Below are 24,559 nucleotides of genomic sequence, written 5' to 3'. Positions count from 1 at the left end.
CGGAGAAATAATATTTAAAACACATTGAATAAATTATTAGAAGTATTAAAAAAAGCAGGTTTCGATGGTTTCCTGTTAATGATAGCCACCATGATTCTGATGGCTTATTTTTTGCCAAAGCCAGGCATGGTCAAAGAACCTATTTCGCTGGAGGAGATTGCCAATGCAGGCGTTTCCTTGATTTTCTTATTTTATGGTATGCGACTGAGCGTTGAGAAACTAAAAGCTGGACTTTCCAACTGGAAAATGCACATTGTCGTCCAGTTGACAACTTTTTTGTTTTTTCCGCTCCTTGTTTTGGCATTTCGCCCGTTGTTTGTCAATAACGGCTTCGAATTGCTTTGGCTCGGTGTATTTTTTCTAGCAGCTTTACCGTCCACAGTTTCTTCTTCCGTGGTCATGGTTTCGATTGCCAAGGGAAACATTCCTGCGGCCATTTTCAATGCGAGTATTTCCAGTTTGATAGGAGTAGTGGTTACGCCTCTCTGGGTTGGGCTGTTTATAGCTTCTGCGACAGGCGATTTTGATGTTACTCAAATCGTCGTAAAGTTGATTCTGCAAGTCTTAATGCCTGTTATCATTGGTATAAGCCTTAATTCCCGTTTTGGCGCGATTGCCGAAAAATACAAGAAACAGCTCAAATATTTCGATCAGACAGTTATTCTAACGATTATTTACACGTCGTTTTGCAAGTCATTTTCCGAACATCTTTTTGACGGTTTCACCGCCCTTGAACTTGCAGGACTCGCTGCAGGTATGATGGCGTTGTTTTTTGCCGTATTCTTTTGTGTCGGACTACTCAGTCGATTGCTTGGTTTTTCAGATGAAGACCGTATTACTGTCTTATTCTGCGGTTCTAAAAAGTCATTGGTACACGGCACCGTTATGTCAAAAGTACTTTTTCAACACAGTACCATCACTGGCATCGTATTATTGCCACTCATGCTTTACCATGCCTTGCAATTAATTGCTGCCAGTATCATTGCTCAGGGTATGGCTCGACGAAAAGAAGTATAAAACATTGCCTTGTAGATTTTTATACTGTGAAGATGAATGCTGCAGTATGTTATGTTTTTAATTTATGTAAAACAAGATTTTTGTATGGTTTTTGGTTATATTTGAAGAATTTTATTCTGTATTCGCAATAAATTAAACCAAAATATTCTATGGAACAAATAGACGATATTGATCTTCAGTTATTAAATATACTACACGATAATTCTAAATACACTGTAAAAGAGCTTGCTAAAATGGTAAATCTTTCTGCATCGCCAGTTTTTGAGCGGATTAAAAGATTAGAAAACAGCGGCTATATTAAAAAATACATTGCCCTGCTTGATGCAGAAAAATTAAATAGAGGTTTCATTGTTTTTTGTAATATCAAACTTAAACAACACGATCGTAATATCGGGAATCAGTTTGTTAGTGATATTATGAAAATAGAAGAAGTTGTAGAATGCTACAATATCTCTGGTGATTACGATTTTTTAATGAAAGTTTCTGCGAAAGACATGAAGCATTATCAGGATTTTGTGTTTAATAAATTGGGATCTGTTGAAAGCATAGGGAGTACCCAAAGTACCTTTGTTATGTCGGAGATAAAAAATTTGTATGGATAGTTCCGTGAATATTCCAAAGAGTTTTTATAAAAGCCTTATGAATGTCTTCTAACTTCTTACCAAGAAATAATATTCTAAAACCAAAAAAGAGACTTTGAAAGTCTCTTTTTTAATTAATATCTTTATTAATAATTATTTACCAATCAATTTCTCAAGCTTAGACATCATTTCATCTTTCTCTTTCAGCATACGCTCAAATAAAGCAATTTTTTCTTCATGAAGTTTTTTGATTTCCTCAATAGGATTGTTGTTAAAAATTTCAATTCTGTTATTGAACATTGCGTTATCCGAGAAATTGCATGAAATTAAATTTACAGCCTGTTCTTCATCAAAATTCTGAAAAGCTTCAACAGGAATTTTTAATACAGCTGAAATTTGTTTTAGCAGACTTTCTTCAATTACATCTTTCTGCTCTAGCATAGAAATTCTCTTTTGGTTCCAGTCTTCTCCCAGATCATAAGCTAATGATTCCTGCTTTATACTTAGCATTTCTCTAAAACGTTTTACGTTTCTTCCTTGATGTATTTTCTGTTCCATAACAAATATCAATTTTCTAAAGGCTTAAAGATAAAGCCATTTTTTGAATTAAAACCTGTGTTTTAAAATAAAAAAAATCCCATTTCGTTTGGAAATGGGATTTTAATTTTGTGACCTCTACGATACAATTTACAAACCATTTTATGAATGATTTAAAGAAATTAGCTTACTTTCAAGTGAATTTATAGGATAATTATTTTGAATTTTTATGTATTAGCGGTTTGTATGTATCGTAAGGGTTAAATGTTAAAAAATGTTAATTCAACTAAGATATGATTTCAATAAAATGTTGATCGTAAGGATGAATCTTTGATAAATAGTTTGTCATTTGTTTCCAAGTAAATTTAAATTATAATTCTTAAAATATTCACATCAAAATTTATCAATGATTATTTAGAAAGAAACAATCTTAACTTGTTTATAATTAATAACAGTGCACTTTCAAATAAAACGAAGAATGATTTATTTTGTTTTCATTTTTAGGTGAAATTCCTTTTCTATATCAGTAAAATGCATTGATTTTTTTGTGCATAGATAGTTGTTTTGGAGTAAATTAAGTCCTTGCTTTCGGATTTGCCAAATCATTCAAATTCTATTAAGAAAATTGCCTAAATCAATTATAGTAGTTGTTATTTCATGCCTTTTTTTCTACGTTCTACTAAATCTTCAAAGATTTCTTTTTCAGTTTCCATCATAAAGTTAAGTAGTTTAGGCAACCCGTCTTTAGTTACAACAAATATGTAAGCCATTGTTGGATTATTTTCATAATGATAATTATAAAGCAATAAAGAACATTCCGTTTTCGTTAATTTGGGATTTTTTATCTCATCATATTTTAATTCATATAAATCATCGGCAATTAAAAGAATTGGAAGATATAAAAAAAGACGGAAATATTGGTCAGCTTCACTATTGTCTTCAGGTTTAATTTTTTGCTCACAATATTGAGAAATTTTCGACAATCCTTCATAAATATTATCAGGATGAAGAGCCATTAATTCGTCTTTTGCGTTGTTTTTTTTATGTTGGAAGGAGCAATATTGGGTAAATATTGAGAATTTGTTTTCCATCACTATTTTATCCCAATAAGGACTTGAAAAATAATCTTCCATTTCTGGAGGAATAGTTATTCGTTGTTTAAATGCCTCCCAATCTTGAATGTTTGGATTATTTTCAAATTCAGTAAGTAAAACTAGAGGAGCAGAATTGTTTTTTATTTCAAAAACATATTTAACATTAGTAAAGCATTTATTTTTCTTATAATCAACATTTGCTTCATATAATTCAGCAATCAAATCAATTTCTCTACTCTTTCCTGTAATTGGATCTTTGATAACAGTATTTGTTTCAACAAAAAAACCTTTTTCACTTAACATTTTTGAAATTTCTGATTCAAAGAGATAGCCTGACCTTCCAAGGGCTCCTAATATTTCAGCTTCGTTAAAATTAATTTTGTCCATGTAGTTTTAAGATATCACATAACTTATTTAGATGTGCGACAAAATCACACAAAGCCACCTAGAGTTAGATAGATATTTGTGATACCTATCACACAATATTTATTACCAAATATAGAATATTTCCATTATAATTTATTGAATTTAGATTGTTTAGATATGTTAAGTGTCAAAAGATAACCAAAACACGTGTAAATACTTAGTGTTCATTTTTTACTCATTCTTATATTTGATATGAATATGGTTTTCCGTAAAAAAAATCAGCTGAAACAAATGATATTTGAATTACCAAAAAATGAAATATGAAGATAAGCACAATAAAAATTAAAGGTTTCAGATCGTTTGGACCTAATGAAGTTTTGATTCCAATTGAAGATGATCTGGTGGGGTTGATAGGGCTAAACAGTGCGGGCAAAACCACTTGTCTTGAAGCGTTAAAGAAATTGTTTGGGCAGACATCTGCCGATCGGGAGCTTTTTCGTCAGGATTTTCATGTTGGCAAGGATGAAGATCCTGATTTTGCTGAGGAGAAGAAAATTTCCATTGAAGCGGTAATTGATTTTTCAGAGGAAGAAAAAGAGGCGATCCCGCATTTTTTTTCTGAAATGGTTGTAGACGAAGAAGACGGGGATCCTTATCTGCGAATACGATTAGAAGCTTATTGGAAAAAATCGAATTTAATTCCTGACGGGGAAATCGATTCTAAAATGTATTTTATAAAAACTGCTGAAGGAGTTCAGGAAACTGAAGACAGCAAAAGGCTTTTTCCAAGTCATTTCCGAAGTTTGATTCAATTGCTGTATGTTCCTGCTATCAGAAGACCTGCTGAACAATTACGATATTCTTCGGGTACGATTTTATTTCGTGTCTTAAAAAAGATTAAATGGAGTGACGCTTTTAAAAGAGAATTTGATAAGAAAGTGACTGAATTAAACGGTCTTTTCAATTCGCTGAATGAGTTCGGCACAGTTCAGGAATCCATAACAGAATTATGGCAGCAGTTCCATAAAGATGAACGTTATAAGGATACTGCGCTTGGTTTTGGAGGCAGTGATCTAGATTCTATATTAAAAAAGATAGAGATTTCTTTCAGCCCTACGGGGACTTATAAATCCTATAAGATTGATGAACTTGGAGAGGGTTATCGTTCACTGTTTTATCTTACTCTGGTGTGCGCATTGCTGGATATAGAAGAAAAACTTTCAGAACAGGAAGATCAGGAGAATATCGGGATAAATCGTCCTTTGCTTACAATCCTTGCAGTAGAAGAACCAGAAAACCATATTGCGCCACAGCTGCTGGGCAGGGTTATAAAAATTCTAAAGAAAATCAGCCGCAATGAAAGTTCACAGGTACTGCTTTCCTCACATACACCGGCGATTGTGAAAAGATTAAGTCCTGAATGCATACTGCATTTCAGAATCAATCAAAATTATGAAACAGAAGTCAATAGGATTTTGCTTCCTGACAAAAAAGATTCAGCGTACAAGTATATAAAAGAAGCTGTACACAACTATCCCGAAATTTATTTTGCAAAGCTTGTAGTTATTGGAGAGGGCGATAGTGAGGAGCTAATATTTAGCCGTCTAATGGATGTCATGAATGTCGATTTCGATGACAATATAATCACATTTGCACCGCTTGGCCACCGTTTTGTTAACCATATTTGGAAATTGCTGCAGGCACTTCATATCCCAAATGTAACACTCCTAGATCTGGATATTGAAAGAGAAGGAGGAGGCTGGGGCAGAGTGAAATATGCCTTAAAACAATTAATTGAAGTAGGTGCAGATAGAGGTGAGCTATTGAAATTAAAAGGAGGTGGAGTGTTATCTAATGCTTCTTTGGAGTTAATGCATAAAAGACCATTAAAAACAGATAAGGATTTAAAAAGTCTAAATTCATGGGTGCGAAAACTAAAATGGTACAACGTTTTTTATTCTGCTCCTTTAGATATTGATTTTTTAATGCTTACGCACTATCCTGAGTTTTATAAAAATGCAGTGCCAGAAAATGGCGGACCGCAGATTCCGGATGAGGAAACGGAAGCAGAGAGATTTGGCAAAAAGGTAATTTCGGCTGTGCATGCTGTATTAAAGTCTGAAAAAGCCAGTGGGGATACATATTCTTACGAAGAAAAGAAGTTGATGATCTGGTACAATTACCACTTTTTAGGAAGAGGAAAACCGGCAACTCATATTCAGGTATTGTCTTCAATGAGGCCCAAACAGATTAGAGAAAATCTGCCGCCTGTTTTTAATGAATTTTTTATGCGCATAAAAGAAATTTTAGATACAGAATAAGCAGATGAAGCCCATTAAAACTGACGAGTGGATTCCTGCAGACGGACTTGAGCTCGAAAAGAATGCGCACAATGTCGCAACCGAAGTTAAAAATAGTCTAGTGGTGGCTGGTCCCGGAGCTGGCAAAACAGAACTTTTAGCACAGAAGGCCTGCTTCTTACTGCAGACCAACACCTGCCGCTATCCTCATAAAATCCTCGCAATAAGCTTTAAAAGGGATGCGGCCAGTAATCTAAAGGAGCGTGTGAGGCTTCGATGCGGTGATGAATTGTCAAAACGATTTGATTCTTTGACATTTGATTCATTTGCCAAGCAAATTCTGGATCGTTTTCTTTCAGCGCTTCCAGATACATTCAGATTAGTTCCGGAATACGATATCCTATTAAATGAAAAGTCTGTTTTAGAATACTACAGGGCTGAAGATATTGATTTTTACGGTTCTACCAATAAAGATAAAATCATAAAGCTGCACAACGTGCAGCTGCCATTTTCTAAAGACAGTTCAGAAGAAGTTTTGAAGGGTAAAGTATGGAGCAGAATGATGCGGGAGTCAAAACTTTCATTTATTATGGTGATGCGCTTAGCAGAATACATTATGGTGAGCAATCCCAAAATCAGGTCATACCTGCAGCAGACTTATCAATTCGTTTTCCTGGATGAATTTCAGGATACTACTGAAATCCAGTATGATTTTTTTAAAAGCTGTTTTTTGGGAAGTAGCAGTTTCTTTACAGCAGTTGGAGACGACAAACAGCGAATTATGATATGGGCAGGAGCCCGGAAAACTGTATTTGAAGATTTTATAAATGAAATGGGAGCGGAAAGGATACCTCTGAATATGAATTTCAGGTGCGCCCCCAGACTCGTTACCCTGCTGAACCATCTTACCAAACATCTGCTGGGAAAAGATGATTTAGCACTGCCTTCCCCTAAATGGCGTGAAGATCAGGGAGAATGTCAGGTTTGGATATTCGAGAATCCTGAATCAGAAATGGAAATACTGTTTAAGGATATTCAAAAGTGGATTAATGAGGATGGAATTGATCCAAGATGTATATGCATACTGGTAAAGCAGCAGCTTGACGTCTATGCAGGGGAACTTATTGATTTCTTTAATCAGAACGGAATTAAAGCCCGAGACGAAAACGTTCTGCAGGATGTACTAACTCAGGAATTATGCAATTATGTCATTGATACCCTTTATGTCATATTCAAGAACAAATCAGGGAATGCCAAAGAAAATGCCTTTAACTTTTTGAGAAACCTGCATACTGAACTTGAAGATGAACAGCTGCTAAAGCTCGAAATAGCTCTTTCAGGATTTATTAAGGGACTGAGGGAGAAATGGAATAAAAATGGCCTTTCGGAAGACCAGGTCAAAAGCCTAATTGATGAAATAATCGAATTTGCGGGAATTGACAGGATAAGGGCTAATTATCCACATTATAAAAATATCGTGGAATTTAACCGGATTCTGGGCTTATTGAAAGCAGAACTGATTAAAGATTACCTTTCAGTAAATGATATGTGTGAAGCATTAGATATGGTGATGGGAAAAGATACGATACCTGTTATGACAATCCACAAAAGCAAAGGACTGGAATATCATACGGTTGTATTTATAGGTCTGGAAGACGGCGCATTCTGGTCATTCGACCGACAGCCTGACGAAGATAAATGCGCTTTTTTTGTCGCCCTGTCAAGAGCAAAAGAAAAAGTAATGTTCACCTTAAGCAAGAAAAGAACCGGCAGATTTGGAGAGCAGAAGCAGTCTATTAATAAGATCAAAGTTATTTTTGATGAATTACAGAAATCAGGAATTGTACAGATAGTACAAAGGAAATGATTGTTTTAGTGATGTTTTTGGCGGATTCATCAAATTCAGAAGTTACGGCGCAGCTTAAATTTAAGTCTTTAAAAAATTGAATTAGGAATGTTAATCTTTTGACATATGGAAACACCAGAAGAAATGTATAGAGAGCTCCAATTAATGAGCCTGGAATCAATGAGGAGCTGCACATGCATGCTGCTAACTGACACCTCGAATTATAAAGTTCACGGGACAGGTGTTTTTATTCAGATTCAAGAACACTATTTTCTTGTTTCCGCAGCTCATGTTTTCGACAGGTACAGGGATTTATTTATTTTTTTATCAGAAGACTATGAAATAATTAAGCCTGGCGGCACTGTCTTTTATAATAATCCAGCAAATAGGGATAAAGATGGAATTGATGTTGCTGTTTTGAAATTGGATGACAATTGTGTTTCGCATATTTTAAGGAGATATACTTTTCTGCAGGCCGAGGATTTGGCTATCAATCATACATTCAGAGATGGGGAATGCTACACATTTCTGGGTTATCCCACATCAAAATCAAAAGTTTTGTACAAAACCGATATTTTCGATGCTACTACTTTTTTTTATTTTACTTCGCCGGCAAAAAATGAGGAATATTCAAAATTAAATCGTAATCCGGCAGTCAATGTTGCGGCATTCTATAATAAAAAACTTGCCTATAACGGCAAAAATAATACTTTTGGAACTGGCCCTGATCTCCACGGTATCAGCGGGTGCGGTCTATGGTATACAGATCCTTCACATTTAGTTTCAGGAGTCATAAAACCTAAACTAACTGCAATAATGACCGATTGGCCTGTAAAAAACAGATACATAATTATAGGAACCCGCATTGATCTTATTACCGGGCTTATAAAAAAATACATTGATGTCGATTTTCCTGAATCTAGGATTGTAAGAGTACATTAATTATTTAATTGTTTCTTATATTTAAATTTCAAAATAACAGCTATATAGTTTAAAAATGTCAGATGAAATAATTTAACTGTCTATTAATGGAAAATTAATTTAAAAAGGTTTGAAATATTAACATTAATCAAAAGAATAAAAGAAATGGAATTTTTTTTAGAAATTAGATTTGAAGATTTAAATTGCAATGCCATAATTCATTTCGCAACAACATTTATTGTGAAAAACGAGGTCGAGGCGAAGCATTTTGTTGCAGAACTTTTAGCTGCGTTTGAAAGGAGAAAGGTTGTTATATTTTCTAGATCCTATAATCGATTGGATAACAATCCTGATCTTAAGGAACGAATGTATGAATATCACAACTTCTACTTGAGTAGGGCTACTGCGCATATTCAGGTAGAGCAGTTCCATCTTGAAAATCCAAATCAGGAACAATCTTTGTGGGATAATTTAGTCAGCAAATTTTTTGAAGGTGATGATTCTACTGCTAATATTGGAACCAAATATAATATTCCGGTAAGAGTAGTGGATAAGCAAACAAGAAATCCAATCAATGATGAATTTTATTATTTTTCAGTGGAACAATTAATTCCGAAAAATTAATTTTAAGCGGAACCACTAGAAGAATTGTATAGACTATGCAAAACTCAATAGATAGATTTGCCGATGTTTGTTTTACTTTATCCAGAGAAGATATTCTGGAATTAGATAAGGAAGACAATGGCGCAATACACAATGTTATATCTGGAATTAATAGCAATTGCTTTGGGGTTAAATTATTTGATGATCAAGCATCACTTCTAGTTCATATGTTTTTTATAAACAATCTGAATCAATTAAAAGGGGATATCATCTGCCTAGAAATTGATGACCCTGAATATTTTACTCTTCTTTTACGATTCTGCCTAATGATTGCCGATGATTACGAAGAAATTGATGCTATCAATGCATTTAATATTTTCCAAACGCGCTTGAGATTTTTTCTAGAAAAAATGGGATTTTTTACCACAACAACAATTGAGCTGAAAATGTTCGAGGGTAAAAACGCGGTTGGAGCTTCTTCAAGACCTATCAAAGTGATTAGACTAATTGACAAAGTTGAATTCCTTCGAGAATTATTTGACAATAATTACAAACTGAAATCCGAAGAAGATAGAGAATATGTTTATTTGATGGTAAATGAAGAAACATCATTAATTAAAATAGGTACAAGCATAAAACCACATTATCGTGAAAAGACGCTTCATTCGCAGGAGCCAAAAATCTTCATAATTGCAGTATGGTGCTGCGACAAAGCCTTAGAAAGAGAGCTTCATAAAAAATACAGTAAAAGCAGAGTTCGAGGCGAATGGTTTAGATTAAAACTTAGAGAATTAGAGGAGATTGGAAAATTCATGAATTTAAAATGTAATATCCAGTTATAACACAAAACTTAAAAAAATAATATGAAATTAAATGACATAGTATACTTGAAGGCAAGTACTGAAAAATTAATGATTACATGGGTAGTAGGAGTTACAGAAAGTGCCGGATTGCCAATCGATGTAAATAGAGGTTTAATGATGAGGCCCGATTATCAAACGGGAGATATAGCAGTCAAGTACGGCAAGAATAAAAAAGCCACAATTCCAGGAAACAGCTTGATAGCTAATCTGGCAGATAGAATACCTGCTATAAATAGTGAACTAAAAGTAGGAAATGTCGTGAAGCATCGTTTGACAGATGATGAGATGACAATCAACTGGATCGTAGGACAGGATCAATTAGGCAATAGCCCAATAAATTTTAATAAGGTATGCCATATGCAAGGTTATAAGGACGGTGATATTGTTTGCGGTTATTTTGAAAATAAAGACTACAAGACCAATTTTTTCAAAGTCGATGAAGTAGAAAAAATTTATGAGTAAATACCATACGCTCGAATGAACCCGGTCTTGATTTGGGAGATAAAAAAACAGAATATCTAATTTTAAAAATGTAACCATGAAAAAAGCTTTACTCTTTTTATTATTATTTGGATTGAAATCTTATTCTCAGATTCTTAAGGATTCTGACAAGGCTATCATAACCTCAGCGGTAAAAAAGGCATTGCAGGAAGAATCAAATCGCCAAACGGAATCAAAGGCAGAAGCTGCAAAAAAAGCCAAAGCTACGGCTGTTATGATGCGGCTTGACACTATTGTCGATTTAGATGTCTATTACAAAATTACCAACAGATACATTCATTCGGTCGAGGTTAAAAATGGGGTCTATTACTTCAATTTTAAAGGAGATGTGCCAGGCGGAGGACTGAAAGATAATAGTACAATTGTCAACTCAGAGATTATAAGAAACGGAACAGTACAAACATCCAGAATAATAAAAGAAGGTGCAGGCAGAATTATGGTTTTTGCGGAATTGGCTTATCCTAATAGTCCGGAGATTATAAAGGAACAAGAATTAGGCATAGGTCTTATGTCCGTTCCGTTTAAAGTGCGTGGAAGAATTGGTGACATACCTTCGGAATCAAGTGCCAGCATAAAAAATGTTTCTTTAACTTTTGGATATTTCAGGACTCGCGACAAATATTATTACACAGGAAAGAAAACCCGTTTCAGATGGGGAGTAGTTGGACTGGCAGGGCCATCAGTTGAAACCTTAAAGGCTGGAAACACAAACGGACAGATTTTGGATAGCGCTCCCACAAGTCAGGTCTATTTAAGCCTCAGTAGCGGAGTTATGCTAACCGTGTACGATAAAATTAATTTAGCATTTCTTCCCATCGGTGCAGATATAGGATTTTCTGACACTTCTAAGAAATGGATTTATAGCAATAAATATTGGTTTGGATTTGGTCTGGGTATTGATACTTCATTATTCTACTTTTCAAGTAAACGCCTTGCTGACAAATAAGGTCTTTAAATATTAAGGATGTTTTAATTTAATTTTTTACAAATATGGGAGCTATAAATTGGAGGTTGGAGACCTTAATAAATACTTTGTTAGATATTGTCGTGGTCAAGTCTGGATTAGTGATTTCAGAAGATTTTCTTATTGGAATACTTGTACAGGGGTATCCTGATGAGGAAATGTTTAAAGATTATAATTCTAAAAAAGGAATGACCATAAGAATGCGATCCGAGAATTTTGATGAATATTGCTGGTTGGTGCGGAAGAGACTGGGAGAACTTGACGAGAGTGATTCGCCATTATTGTTAAATGATTTTGAAAAATATTTGGTATGGGATAGCAAGGGATATAATATTGTGGGGGTTCATGAAAGGTTCATGGAATTAATGGCCGAAGCATATGATCCCGAAAATCCAACGTTAATAGATCCTAATCCCATAGTTGATAAAATTTTAGAGGAAAAAATTGCTCCTGCTGAAGTTGTTATAAATGCGTTAGAAAATATCATGCATAATCAGAAAATGTCGAACAATATAAAACCTGTTGAAGAAATTTTATGGGACGGTGGAATTGAATTAAACAAATTGTTTCAAGATGAACACATACCTCTTGTCGCTTCCCAATTTATTGATCAAAAATTTATTAATTATCTGGCTGTCAATCCAGAGAAATTGGAATATATGCACTGGCGAAATTTTGAAAGACTAACGGCTGAGTTTTTTAACAGACAGGATTATTCAGTAGAACTTGGACCTGGTTCAAATGATGGCGGTATTGACATAAGGGTTTTCGATAAAAATGATAGCATAAAGCCTTATATAATAATCCAGTGTAAGAGGCATAAAGAAACGAATGATGTCAAAATTGAAACGGTTAAATCATTCTACTCGGATGTCCAGTTTGAAGGTGCAGTAAAAGGGCTTATAGCCACGACCTCCAGGGTTGCTCCTGGAGGCAAAAAGGTGGTTGCCATTAGAAAATATCCCCTGCAGTTTGCTGAGAATAAGGAAATAGAGAGCTGGGTAAAAGCGATGACAAAACGATAAAGATAAAATTGTTATGACGAAACAAATTGCCGAGCAAATTGCCGATCTGCTGAATGCAAGAAACCAATTAGTCAACACTTATACAGGTGAATGCATTTTAAAATCGAGAGCTAATTATGTTTATCTGGTGGATAGCGGAAAAATTATTGCCTTAGCTGAAAGCAAGAAGGTTCAATGGTATCAATGGGAAATTTCACATGTCGTAGTTGCAGAAGAATACGAGGGGAAAGGTTACGGCAATGAAATCCTTGCACTGGCAGAAGCCAAAGCGCAAGATGGCGGTGCAAAAGTTCTGCAATGCACCATCAGAACCAGCAATGATAGCAGTATCCGTCTTTTTTCAAGGAAAGGATATTCTCAGGTCAACAGATTTTTCTATCCAAAAAGCGGAAACTGGGTGTATGTTTACCAAAAGGTAATCAGTGTTAAGTAACGATAACAAAAGGCTTAAAATATTAAATGTTCATAAATTATTTTGACTTTCTATAGCTGCAAAAGGTTCCCTATTCCCAATTGTTAAGATGATTATGGACTTGATTTTAATGTAATATGAAATATTATAAATGGTTTAAGATTTTAGAAGTATAAACAACAAGACATGAATGAAATAAAAGATAATGATCAGATACAACTCTGTATCGAATGCGCAAAGGATATTCGACTAAAAAAACTGATTAGTAACATCGGAATAAAAGGGTTGTGCACCTGCTGTGAAAATAATGAATTTATCATAGATGCTGAGAGCAACGAATTTATTCAGATGATTAAGGCCTTGATCCGTTATCATTTTTCCGAGTGGGACTACAACGAGCATTGGGGAGGAGATGGATATATTCCGCTAATTGAAGAAAATTTTATAAATAAGGAAAATTTTAAGAATCAAGATATTTGCGATGAATTGATGGATATTATAGATTCGTTTGAAGCATATGAAGATTCTGACAAGGGCGTTTCAATATTTGCTGGTCATTACGATGGTCAACAAAATCCTCTTCTTCAGTCTATTAAGACAAATTTAGATTATTCCATAACCGAGATTGCAGAAAAACTAAAAACTGAGAATTACTTCAAATTTGAAGATCAAATAACCAAAATGCTGTCGAAGTATGCAGACTGCGCAGAAATGCTTATAAAGAAAGAAACCGGTTTTTATAGGGCTAGAACAGGAGTTGAAGATAAAAAAAGGAGCGTGATAACTGGGGGATTTGAAGGACAAGACATATTTGTTCCATTTTCTGGCACAAAGATTGGTGCTCCTCCACCTGGAATTGCGGGTATTGGGAGATTAAATAGAGCAGGGGTCACTTATCTTTATTGTGCTACTGACAAATACACCGCGATATCAGAAATACGTCCTCATCCGGGCGATGTGGTTTCCATAGGCAAATTTATTACAAATAGGGATTTGAGAATTTTCGATCTTACTGACAGTCAATTTTTGAATTTTTATCAAAGTGATAAGAGGCTGCGAGAGTTCGGAAAGCTGAATACATTTAGTGAATTGATGCAGCAGGTCATTCCACCTGCGGAAAGGCATGTATATAGCATAACACAATTGATCGCAGATTGTATTAGAAAACTGGATTTTGACGGCATCCTGTTTACAAGTTCTGTCGGTACAGGTGATAATTTGGTTGTTTTCGAACCTGAGCTGTTACATTATACATTTGAAGAAGCGGAGGTCGTAGAAATAAAGGAAGTAAATTATCAATATTTTCAGAGAGAATGCAGAAAAGATGTTTCGGAAATTTTCTGATAGTCAATAATATAAGAATGATATTTTACAAGATCTATTTCTTATAAGTGTTGTATATAAAGTACGAAATTTTAATATTGCAAATTGTTGAAATCTGAGCTATTAAATCGGTTAATGAAGTATTAAGAAAAATAATTTAAAACAATTGAAATGATCTATAATATAAGTGACATAAAAGTCGGAGATGAAGTAATTTTTAATTCTACAGAGGCTCAAAGCAATCATGATATGTTTTGGGAAGTTACAGCAATAACTGGTAACAGAATCCATATTAAGTTGGACAAATTTGGCATTCTTGCATATTACACAATTGACATTACACAGGTCGTCATACATACGTCGCTTTAGATAATGGGATTGACTTAATTAATACAGACTTTCTAAAATTTTAATATATAAAAAGAAATGAAATTTACAATTTACTCTACTAAAGAGCAAAAGAAGGATTTAGAATATGAAGTCCTTTCTCAGGAATTTTATGGTTTTGTCACAAGACATTTAATGCAATGGACAGAAGAGCCTGAGTATACTGAATCAATAATTTCAAGAAAAAACACGATTATAAACTTATCAAACACGATATTATCAAAAAGTATCTACGTTTTAGAATCAGATGATAGCGGATATTATCAAGATGCTGAATACGCATGGCATGACAGTAATTTTCTTTTATCTGTCCGCAGATTAAATACGGTGCAATTTATTGAATTGGCAGGAGAATTACTTGTGAAGGGAATTTTGGATTTGAGCTTTATAAATGATGCACTAAAGGAAGAAAATGCCTCCTTTAAATTTGTCTATGCAGACAGGACCTACGGAATAGAAGTATTTCCAATTGGGGATATAGAAAAAGAAAGCTTTAACGAAGAACATCCAAATATTCGTCTATTGGTTGAACGAATGGAAAATTCTTTGCAGAGGGAAGATTATTCAAATGTTTTACATTCCAGCGCAAGCATTTTTGAAACTATGGCCAAAGAAGTAATAGGTACTGATGGCATCCAGAATCAGACTTTAGGAGGTTTCTTTGATAGGTATAGAAATGAATCTTTACTGCCTGGTTCTATTTTGGATTATATTTTAGAAATCTACAGAAAAAGAAATTCTGAGCCGCTTTCCGGACATGGAAGTTTGGAGGCACCTTCAATTTCGAGTGAGGAAGCAATTGTTCTTAGCCAGATGACCAAAGCATTTGTAAAAATAGAATCTCATCTGCAAAGGCAGGTTACCTCAAGCTAATTTAGAAAGAAAAAAATATGAGTTATTATAGAATAGACCGACGAGATTTCGCGATTGGAGATATAATCCGTGCAAATGCTGCATTCATCAATAATATTAATGCTGCGCGTACTGAAATAGAAGATTTATTGGAAATGAACCGTCCAGCAGCAAAACCAAACAGGAATGAGATAGTTAAATTATTTGATTCGTTTTCAGCTGCAAAAAAATATTGGATTCTAGATACTGATTCAAAATTTTACGAGGTTGAAATCGCGGAAGATGATATACTGCATCGGGGGAATTATCCATTGGTTGAAAGTTTAGCACTCGAAATGGATGGTGAAATTAAAAATGCTATTGCAATGCAATACTGGAATGAAGAGGTTGCAGACGACGCAGAAGATGTTGTTGTGGAAAACTATGTAAATCAGGCAACTGTAATTAGGATTGTATGCAATGATGAAGAAGTAAGGAAGAACACTAAGAGAGCTTACTACAAGCTGGAAACGATGAAAAATGTTGAAATTTTACAGGATGAATAAACTATTAATTAGTTTTAATCTATATTTTCTTCCTTAATGTTAAAAAATTCGACACATAAGAAATTGGCTATGTATCAGCTAAATCATATGCAGAGTTTAAAGATAAATATGCTGATGCAGTAAATGCTCATATACCTGACGCAACAAAACATATTTCTAATCAACCTGATAACGCAACGGTACATCATCTTATACTAAATGATAAGTCACAAGATAGATTAACTTTTTTTTCAAAAATGGTTCTAGAAGACAAAATTAGAACTTTACAAGCAATGCAATTTAAAGTTAATTTGACTTGGGTTCGAGATATGTATTAAAAGATTTATTGAAATAGTTAAAGATTTTACCAGATCGCTAGAATATGCGTAAAAATTTTTCGAAAAATTATTCTTATTCTTATTTCAATATAAAAAAAACGATATAAAAAGAAAAATGAATTTCATTGAAAAGAATGTTTCAGTAGAGAAAGCCGTTATTATTCTTTCCAAAAACGGCATTCAGGTAGATGAGAAGGAAGCTAAAATTATTTTGGAATTACTGTATTTAGTATCAAAAAATTACGATAAACCAAAAGAGAAAAAAATCCTATATCCTTAACGGGATTTCGAACCATCGTTAAGCTTCGATTAAATCTCTGATAGCGCCACTTTAAGACTGTTTATTTCAAACAGACTAAGAATTTCCTGTGAAAAAATCGAACCACAAATATTAGGCTGTGAAGGCCTGTAAAATCAATATGTTTGGGCATAAAAAAAGAGACAACTATTTGCTAGTTGTCTCCTTAAGTGAGTTTAGTTCACAATTTACAAATCATTTTATGAACGATTTAAAGAAATTGACTTACTTTCAAGTAAATTTGTAGGATAATTGTTTTATTTCTTGATCACAGAGCGGTTTGTATGTATCGTAAGGGTTTAATGTTGAAAAATGTTTAAGAATATGATTTCAATTTATTATTAATTACTATAATTTAATTGAGAATATATAACTTGGTATTTTAATGAAGAATTTAAATCAGTTTTAGCAATATTAAAGAAAAGATTTGAGATTATTCAAGTCAAAATACGGTGATTATATTTGCACCACTGAAGTTAAAAATTGTTTTATTTCTCAATATAGCACAATGTTTTTACAATGGAGTAAATAACCCAATGGATGTGTCTTCTAATTGCTGCAGTACTGAAATTAGGCCATTGTAAAGTAAAAACTTCAGAAACCATTTTATAAGAGGTCATTTGCCGCAATATAATTTTTCTATATTGCTTTCTAAATTATAAATTTTAAATACAAAAAATTAGATTCTTTTTACATTCTTAGGAATTTATAAAAATCATCTCCTTAATTTTTGAAGCATCTTGAAGATAAAGCCCACTTATAGTTGTAGTTTTTTCTTCGTTAATTCTGCTTTCCACAACTTCTTCTACTTTTTCAAGTGTTCTGGCTATTATTGCAATAATACTGCAGCTAATTTCATTAACAAATGATTCATCAAACTCAGCATTCCCTTTAAAAATGCTAACGGTGTCAAATGCATAGTTAATTTCAGCTGGCCCAATTCTATTTATAGTTTTGTTTAGAAGACGGGATTCTTTGTCAAATTTAGAATACAAGTGAATTGAAGGAAAGAACTTTCCTGTGAAATTATCGGGAAGGATAAAACTCATGCAATTAATTTCAACATATTTTTCGGAGTTATTAAAGATTCTAATAAAAAGATTAATTTGTCTGGGATATCCCATTTTTAAATCACCACTTAATCCAAATGAAAAATTTTGAATTACTTCGTTTGTATTACAATAATCATTTGAAAAAAGGAAAGAATCATAATCGCTAATATGACTGGATATTTTATCTTTTTCAATTTTTTTAAGTATACCTTTTATTATATCTTCCAACTCTTTACCGACTGTTATTGCGGTTTTTTTTTGCTCCTGATTCGTTCTCTTCAGTTTTTCAATTTCATCAAAACTCGCTTGAAATTTGATGCGTTTTTTTAGTATTTTCTCAATGCCATCCTCGTAGGAGTTTTCTAGAATATTCTTTTCATGCACTATCTTAGCTATTCTTTCATCGTTAACTAGTTCAATTCTTTTTTTCCAGTTTTTAATTAGCATATCTCGCACAAGCTGTTGCAGATTATAGGAGTATTTTGGGTTAGATAAAACGGGATTGTCTTCTTTTATTGCGATGACTAAATTAGCATATGGAACTTTTTCCATAAATAATTCCTTTTTCATTATCAAGTCATGCAAAGTCGCTCCAACTTGATAAATATTTAATGAAGCCCATCCTTCAACGGTGTCTTCTTCAGTTCTTAATAGAAATTCTGGTGCGGCATATCTTAACGTTCCTACAAATGACTTTTCTTCTTCATCGCTAAATGATTTTGCACCTATAAGTTTAAGTACTCCAAGATCCATTAATATAACGTCTCCTTGGTCTGAGATCATTATATTTTCGGGTTTAATGTCCCGATGAACAATATTTTTTTCTTTTAGTAATTTTGTGGTAATGTTATGTAAAGTAGTTAAAACTTTAAGGACAAAATCTTGATCATAATCATTATGATTAATATATTCCTTTAGGTTGGTTCCAGAGATAAACTCCATAACAATAAAAAAATGTTCTTTATCTTCTACGGTTGTCTTTCCTCCTTCGTATATTTTAACTAGATTTTCAATTGTATGATTTTTTAGTTTTATTTCTTGCTCAATTCTTTTTATTTGAATTTCGTACCCAAATCTTTCAACTAAATCGTTATCAAAAATTTTTAGCGCATAGTCCTTATTATTTTTTCGTGCTTTAAATACGGCGGCTGATTTTCCGTTATTAAGTAATTTTACAACTTGATAGCCATTTAAAGTTTTATTGATTAATTCTTTTTCTAGTATAAGTGATTTAGCTTTATCCATTTATGATGAAAATTTTTAACATATTGAACTTAATTGGTTTTTAAGGTTAGCTATTTAAGAATCATATTTCAAAATATTTTTTTATTTTGTAAAAAGAATTTCAGTATTCATATGATATGATAAAAGATAGTCAAAGGTAGTAATTTTTGAAAAAAGGCATTATGCCATTATCGCTTTGTTTAATCCGCACTGGAGCGAGCTTCTAGATGATAAAAGCTTACCTTTAAAGTTATTATACATAATTATCGGTCAGTCAATAAAAAGATAAAACCTCCAAAAATTTAATTTTGGAGGTTTAATAATCTGCATTTTAAAAGCTATTTCTTTTCTAAAGCGTTGCTATATCAATTACATAACGATATCTTGCTTCCTTAATTTACTACTTTATCCCAAACGTTGTTAATTTCAGATGCTTTAATTACTTCAATTTGTGGATAGATTGAAGTTTTGTGTTGAGTAATTTCTTTTAAATTTGATTAAGTAAAATACTCTTTCTATATCATAAAGAAAAATCTTAATAATCTATTTTATTTTTTTACTTTAGTTCGCAATATAAAATTAGAAATGATTGACCTTTACCAAATCGCACTAAATCCTTCGCCCGCCGATTTTAACTTTGCCTTTGCACCAATAAATAAAGAGGGTGCAATTGGAAACCTTAATTCCAAAATATTACTTGCATTTGGCTATAACCAAACTGCTTTGAACGGACTTAACCTCGAAAGGGGTTGTGATTTGCTTACAGTTAATGAATCTGAAGTCATGTTTGTTGTAACCATAGATGGACAGAGGCCAACAGCTGAACTAATTAGAGAAAATCTTTCTAAGTCCTTAAATATGTATGCTCTGGAACTTTCAGATAAGAAAATATTCCTGCCCCTTCTAGGTACTGGTAATGCAGGATTGTCGTATGAAGAAAGTTATGAAATCATATCATCTGTCCTTGAGGAGAATCATGAGATTTTAGTATCTGTGTCAGCTGAATTTATTATTGCTATACCAGAGGATCAAATGGGTAAAGAGCTTTATAATAAGCTTATTTTGGAAAATAATATTGATGGATCTGATATAATAATGGCTCTTCAAAATTCCAATTACCGTTTTTTTCTTGTTGGATCCAACTGGGATGGTGTCGACCAGGCTTCACGTTTTTATGAACAGGGAATCTGGGAAACCGGTTATGATGAAAAGTATGCCGAGGTTATAAATTCTATAAATGAAGGAGATTTTTTAATTCACAAGTCTACCTATCCCAACAGGGACGGGGATTCGTTCCTAAGATTTAAGGGCTGGGGCAGGGTAAGCCGAAATCTGGAAGACGGAACAACAGTTGCCGTGAAATGGATGGAGAAAGACCATAAAATTGATATCAAAGATTTAGGATTTTACCGCAACACAATTACCCAGCTTTCTTTTGATGATATGCAAAAGATATTTGATGCTTTACCGCAAGTATTACTAGATGGTTTGATTGGTGCAATTCTAGATCCTCCTGAAGAAGATTCTCATCATATCGCTGGTCTGGTCTGCGATGGTGATACGGGGATTGATTACCTTAACATAGGACCTGATGTCAATGCTTTTTCTCTTGTTCTTGCCGCGAAAACTTTTCGTCCGCCGCTCGCAGTAGCTCTTTTGGGCAAGTGGGGGTCGGGAAAAAGTTTTTTTATGAATAAACTCAGAAAGGAAATAGAAGATTTGTCAGCAAGCCGTACAGGGTATTTCTGTGAAGGTATTGTTCATGTTCATTTCAATGCTTGGTCGTACATGGATACCAACCTGTGGGCCAGTATAACAACGAATATCTTTGACGAGTTGAATTACTATATAAAGAATGACAGTCTGGCAAAAAACAATACAAGGATAATCGAAGAGAAACTGGTAAAGGATCTTTCCGCTGCCAAAGAAGAAGTAGCCTTGCTTGAAAACCAAAAGAATGAAATAGACAGCCAGCTTAAAAAGCTTGATGAGAAAAAGAAGGATACTAAAGAGGATCTGGATACCAAAATAAAGTTGTTACGTAATAAATCTTTACAGTCTGTTTTAAACGAAGTTGATACTCAATTCAAAGTAGAAACCGAAATTACCAAAGCACTCACTGAGAATCCTGGTATTGAAATGGATATTGCCCACTTTAAAAAAATTGTCCCTGAGGAGTATTGGGTGAAACCCGATGAACTTTATGAAAAGGCAAAAAGCTTACCAACTTATTTTAAACTCTTTACTACTGATAAAGCTGCTAGATATAACTGGCTTTGGGTATTTGGTACTCTTGCTATTATTTTTTTGATACCATTGCTGCTGGGGATATTTGTCAAGTTTTTTAAATTAAATGTTGTTTCGGTAACCCCGTCGCTTTGGATCCTGATAACTGCGGGTGGGGCTTTATATGTTCGGGCTGTGAAAACGTACAGGAAATTTCAGCCCTTTTTAAGAAAAATGTGGACCATAAAAGAAGATTATCTTAAACAACGTGTAACCGCAATTGACGAATTCAATCAGCAGGAAAAGGCACTGCTGCAGGAAATCGAGTACAAGACAAAAGAATTGGATTCCATAAATACGCAGATTACCAGTGTAACTGTAGTTAAATCCACAATTGAATATAAAATAACCAATGCGCTTACTACTAGTACGCTCTATGACTTTATTGAAAAAAGGTGTAACAGCGATGACTATAAGAAGCACCTTGGTCTTGTTTCTATTATTAGGAAAGATTTTCAAATCCTAAGTGAACTCTTTACAGGCCACAGCGAAGAGCTGCTGAAATCAGGTGAAAGTGCAGAGTTTCGAGCTTTGTTTAATAAGCCCTTGGAGCGAATAATACTTTATATTGATGATTTAGACAGATGTCCCGAAGAAAGGGTTGTAGAGGTATTGGAGGCAGTAAACCTTCTAATGGCATTCCCGCTTTTTGTAGTGGTGGTAGGTGTGGATCCTGTATGGGTAAGAAATGCCCTTACGGTCAAATACCTGCAAAAGCATGAAGAGGGAAAGAATGGTTATAAAGGAATAGATCCTTCTGATTATTTGGAGAAGATATTTCAAATTGCTTTCCATCTGAAAACTGCAGATGACAACGATATTAAAGAAATGCTTAGAGGGTTGTCCGAGGTACAGGAACTGCCAAAAGTAAAAAAATCAGATCAGACACTGAAGCCTGATCAAAATGAAGATGCACAGGAAACCTTGGAAAATGCAGATCCGTTAGAACAGATTGATTACCCAATAATTCAAAAGCAGCAGATTCGCAAAGAAACAATCGTAAAAGCTTTAAGCTTCACTGAGGAAGAACGCAGTTTTATTGAAGAAATGTCAATTATTTTAGGCAGTAATCCAAGACTAATCAAGAGGTTTATTAATATCTACAGGATTATAAAATCCCATGAGTACATGAGAAGTCCTGAAATCGGAAAAGAAGAGATTGAGTTGGTTTTATTGACTCTAGCGTTATCGTTAAGCAGATACAGACCGGTAATGACATCAATACTGAAGTATTCCCAAATTCCAAATCAGACAGGAAAACTTGGTGAATTTCTTAGCCCTGAAATTGATTCTGATGATACATTTGATTTAAAAGATTTAAAAGATTTAAGGAGGGACTTATTAAAAGTTCTTGCTGCTTACAAACCAGAGTCGCTTGAAGTTAAATTGACAGATTTTAATAAGAATGCTTTCTTTATTAAGAGATTTGCTTTTTAAATTATTTTCTGTAAATAATTAATACAGCTTATAGGCTTTACATTGCAAAAGGGATGGCAAGCGGAAAAACCGAAGTTACTTCGGTTTTTCCGCTTTTAGCATTTTTCTACTTTTTGCTTTTTCATTCGGGAACGAATTTGATATAGGTTTTTCTGCATAAGTTCCATAATGATTTTGTGATGCTTTGATTTGTTATTTTTCATTCCACGACACTGGTTTATTTCCATTTTGGAAAGGGAAACCTCGATTGTTTCAATTGGTTTGTTGTCAATGCGTGCAGAGAAGAGCAGAGAATCTTTCTTTTTGAAATATTCATTGGTAAAAACGCAGTGTTTCAAGGAGTCTCCTTCGGCCATAAATTCAGAAACATTCTCCAAGACGGAAATAGTGATTCCCGCCCCTGAGAAGCAAAGCCCGAAAAACTGCTTTTTCTGCTCAGCATACAGACCTTGCGCCTGCTGAATCTCAGCACGCATTTTCACAAGATATTTTTTTCTCAGCAATTGCTGTTTTTTCTCCACCAATTTGTCGTGCTCCAAATGCAGATCAACAGGACAGACGAGCAGGGCAGAGGTGATGTCTTTTTTAAACCAGCGAAGCAGTTCCATATAATCCTCCCAAATTCCAAAATCGGAAACCGTGTAATTGTTTTTGATGCAGATTTTTACCGCCTGCCAGTTGCGCAGGACGTGCTGATAGGGAGATTCAAGGTAATAGCGAAGCCATGAAATCTGCCTAGTTTTCAGCAGGGTTTCAGCGCAGGGGTCTGTTAAAAGTGATGAAAGCAGTATTTGAGGTGCTATGTCATAAAAAGCTGTCTTAAAGCCATTTCGTTTCAATACGGGAAGTACTTTCAAGCGTGAATAAACCTTATAGGGATTGATTCGGTACTTGGGAGAGTTCTGAAAATCCTTAGGGCGGATTTCAAGGGGCGAATAATACTGCCATGCATCGTAAGCCTGCGAAAAGACATTGGTACTGCGTGACATTGTGCGTACTTCTCCTTTCGGGTTTATCCAATGCTGCATTACTTCGGTATGGGAATAGCTAGGCAGACATCTTTTCTTCATCTGTTTGGTCGAACATATAATACGTACTATTTGAAAATCCGAAAGACAAGTCACAACTGTGTTGTATTCTATTTCCTTGAAGTGCACCTGATTGCATCCGTGCATCTTTAGTCTTCCTTTACAGGCTGTACACTTTGTGAATTTCGCAGACTGCTTCTCGTATTCGGGTTTCCAAGCATGACCGCAGTCCAGACAGTGGAACTTTCCACGTGATAAAACGCCCCATTTCAGAAAAATGGACTGCTCAGCCCAAGAGTACATTTCTGGGGCGATGGGTGCAAGGGATTCGCTTAGTGCGACTATCTGTTTTTCTATGGCTGTACGTGGTTTCATAAGTCAAAAAGCGTTAAGGTTTTCTGTGCAGGTTTTACTGTTGTTTGTACAGGTACAGTTTCGGGTCTTGAGACCTGTGGATTCATTGCAGGAGCAGAGTTGAATAAATCAGCCTTTACGGGCTGATTTACGACCACTTTACAGTTGATAGGTGCAGGCGCACCAATACTGTCATCGCTGTAATATTTGACCGCCATGTCAAAGATTTCCTGATTATCAAAGGCGCACAATCCTGTTTTTTTGACCTCACCGAAAATGTAACTGCAACAGCTCTCGATGTTTTTATTTTCTTTGGCAAGGCTTCGGGCAAAGGATGAATCGCCCTGCGCAGTTGTATTGAGATAATTCTCTATAGCGGTTTTAAAGTCGTCTGATGGTTTCATGATGGAAAAAGTTTGATTAATA

At 34.3% G+C, this 24,559-nt stretch carries 22 protein-coding genes; 17 read left to right on the top strand and 5 right to left on the bottom strand.

Annotated features, from left to right (window positions below):
* Positions 1-24 precede the first annotated feature (24 nt).
* Both JC605_RS08645 and JC605_RS08640 read left to right on the top strand, forming a co-directional pair.
* Complete coding sequence (locus tag JC605_RS08645; protein ID WP_233074060.1) at positions 25-1,017, top strand: bile acid:sodium symporter family protein; 993 nt, start codon at positions 25-27, stop codon at positions 1,015-1,017.
* 149 nt (positions 1,018-1,166) lie between these two features.
* Positions 1,167-1,619: an Lrp/AsnC family transcriptional regulator gene (locus JC605_RS08640; protein WP_095929232.1), complete on the top strand. Its 453-nt coding sequence runs from the start codon at positions 1,167-1,169 to the stop codon at positions 1,617-1,619.
* A gap of 132 nt (positions 1,620-1,751) precedes the next feature.
* Here the strand turns inward: JC605_RS08640 and JC605_RS08635 are convergent, their stop codons facing one another.
* Positions 1,752-2,156, bottom strand: a complete 405-nt coding sequence (locus JC605_RS08635) for a helix-turn-helix domain-containing protein (RefSeq protein ID WP_198855788.1) — start codon at positions 2,154-2,156, stop codon at positions 1,752-1,754.
* Between the two features lie 629 nt (positions 2,157-2,785).
* Positions 2,786-3,616, bottom strand: coding sequence for a hypothetical protein (locus JC605_RS08630; RefSeq protein WP_198855787.1), 831 nt, complete (start codon positions 3,614-3,616; stop codon positions 2,786-2,788).
* A gap of 299 nt (positions 3,617-3,915) precedes the next feature.
* On the opposite strand from JC605_RS08630, the gene JC605_RS08625 reads away from it, so the two are divergent.
* The 14 genes from JC605_RS08625 (at position 3,916) to JC605_RS08565 (ending at position 16,734) form a co-directional block, all read left to right on the top strand.
* Positions 3,916-5,916, top strand: coding sequence for an ATP-dependent endonuclease (locus JC605_RS08625; RefSeq protein WP_198855786.1), 2,001 nt, complete (start codon positions 3,916-3,918; stop codon positions 5,914-5,916).
* A 4-nt stretch (positions 5,917-5,920) separates the two neighbouring features.
* The gene (locus JC605_RS08620) at positions 5,921-7,762 is read left to right on the top strand and encodes a UvrD-helicase domain-containing protein (RefSeq protein WP_198855785.1); all 1,842 of its coding nucleotides are present in this window, start codon (positions 5,921-5,923) and stop codon (positions 7,760-7,762) included.
* 105 nt (positions 7,763-7,867) lie between these two features.
* Complete coding sequence (locus JC605_RS08615) at positions 7,868-8,683, top strand: hypothetical protein (RefSeq protein ID WP_198855784.1); 816 nt, start codon at positions 7,868-7,870, stop codon at positions 8,681-8,683.
* A gap of 144 nt (positions 8,684-8,827) precedes the next feature.
* A complete protein-coding gene (locus tag JC605_RS08610; RefSeq protein ID WP_198855783.1) occupies positions 8,828-9,286 on the top strand; it encodes a hypothetical protein in 459 nt (152 codons plus the stop codon).
* Positions 9,287-9,321: 35 nt separating this feature from the next.
* Positions 9,322-10,107, top strand: coding sequence for a GIY-YIG nuclease family protein (locus JC605_RS08605; RefSeq protein ID WP_198855782.1), 786 nt, complete (start codon positions 9,322-9,324; stop codon positions 10,105-10,107).
* Between the two features lie 69 nt (positions 10,108-10,176).
* On the top strand, positions 10,177-10,590 hold the full coding sequence (locus JC605_RS08600) for a hypothetical protein (RefSeq protein WP_198855781.1): 414 nt from the start codon (positions 10,177-10,179) through the stop codon (positions 10,588-10,590).
* Positions 10,591-10,666: 76 nt separating this feature from the next.
* Positions 10,667-11,575 carry a hypothetical protein gene (locus JC605_RS08595; RefSeq protein WP_198855780.1) on the top strand — a complete coding sequence of 303 codons (909 nt, stop codon included), beginning with the start codon at positions 10,667-10,669 and terminating at the stop codon, positions 11,573-11,575.
* A 44-nt stretch (positions 11,576-11,619) separates the two neighbouring features.
* Entirely contained in the window at positions 11,620-12,618 is a 999-nt protein-coding gene (locus JC605_RS08590) for a restriction endonuclease (protein ID WP_198855779.1), read from the top strand.
* 13 nt (positions 12,619-12,631) lie between these two features.
* Positions 12,632-13,051 (top strand): GNAT family N-acetyltransferase, encoded by a 420-nt coding sequence (locus JC605_RS08585; RefSeq protein ID WP_198855778.1) that lies wholly within the window; start codon positions 12,632-12,634, stop codon positions 13,049-13,051.
* A 165-nt stretch (positions 13,052-13,216) separates the two neighbouring features.
* Complete coding sequence (locus JC605_RS08580) at positions 13,217-14,374, top strand: RES family NAD+ phosphorylase (protein ID WP_198855777.1); 1,158 nt, start codon at positions 13,217-13,219, stop codon at positions 14,372-14,374.
* 405 nt (positions 14,375-14,779) lie between these two features.
* Complete coding sequence (locus JC605_RS08575) at positions 14,780-15,613, top strand: hypothetical protein (RefSeq protein ID WP_198855776.1); 834 nt, start codon at positions 14,780-14,782, stop codon at positions 15,611-15,613.
* A 17-nt stretch (positions 15,614-15,630) separates the two neighbouring features.
* Entirely contained in the window at positions 15,631-16,137 is a 507-nt protein-coding gene (locus JC605_RS08570) for a hypothetical protein (protein WP_198855775.1), read from the top strand.
* 62 nt (positions 16,138-16,199) lie between these two features.
* Positions 16,200-16,454 (top strand): DUF6119 family protein, encoded by a 255-nt coding sequence (locus tag JC605_RS23900; RefSeq protein ID WP_370569053.1) that lies wholly within the window; start codon positions 16,200-16,202, stop codon positions 16,452-16,454.
* 115 nt (positions 16,455-16,569) lie between these two features.
* The gene (locus JC605_RS08565; protein ID WP_025572058.1) at positions 16,570-16,734 is read left to right on the top strand and encodes a hypothetical protein; all 165 of its coding nucleotides are present in this window, start codon (positions 16,570-16,572) and stop codon (positions 16,732-16,734) included.
* Positions 16,735-17,450: 716 nt separating this feature from the next.
* On the opposite strand, the gene JC605_RS08560 is transcribed toward JC605_RS08565, so the two are convergent.
* The gene (locus JC605_RS08560) at positions 17,451-19,049 is read right to left on the bottom strand and encodes a serine/threonine-protein kinase (protein ID WP_198855774.1); all 1,599 of its coding nucleotides are present in this window, start codon (positions 19,047-19,049) and stop codon (positions 17,451-17,453) included.
* Between the two features lie 564 nt (positions 19,050-19,613).
* On the opposite strand from JC605_RS08560, the gene JC605_RS08555 reads away from it, so the two are divergent.
* The gene (locus tag JC605_RS08555) at positions 19,614-22,751 is read left to right on the top strand and encodes a P-loop NTPase fold protein (protein WP_198855773.1); all 3,138 of its coding nucleotides are present in this window, start codon (positions 19,614-19,616) and stop codon (positions 22,749-22,751) included.
* 95 nt (positions 22,752-22,846) lie between these two features.
* Here the strand turns inward: JC605_RS08555 and JC605_RS08550 are convergent, their stop codons facing one another.
* Positions 22,847-24,154: a PcfJ domain-containing protein gene (locus JC605_RS08550; protein WP_198855772.1), complete on the bottom strand. Its 1,308-nt coding sequence runs from the start codon at positions 24,152-24,154 to the stop codon at positions 22,847-22,849.
* The gene (locus JC605_RS08545) at positions 24,151-24,537 is read right to left on the bottom strand and encodes a Cas9 inhibitor AcrIIA9 family protein (protein ID WP_198855771.1); all 387 of its coding nucleotides are present in this window, start codon (positions 24,535-24,537) and stop codon (positions 24,151-24,153) included. Before JC605_RS08545 ends, JC605_RS08550 begins: the two co-directional genes overlap by 4 nt.
* Positions 24,538-24,559 lie beyond the last annotated feature (22 nt).

The sequence above is a fragment of the Flavobacterium sp. IB48 genome (genome assembly GCF_016405855.1).
GTDB lineage: Bacteria > Bacteroidota > Bacteroidia > Flavobacteriales > Flavobacteriaceae > Flavobacterium > Flavobacterium ginsengisoli.
Note: the sequence above shows the minus strand (reverse complement) of the source record. Positions and strands in the feature narration are given on the sequence as shown.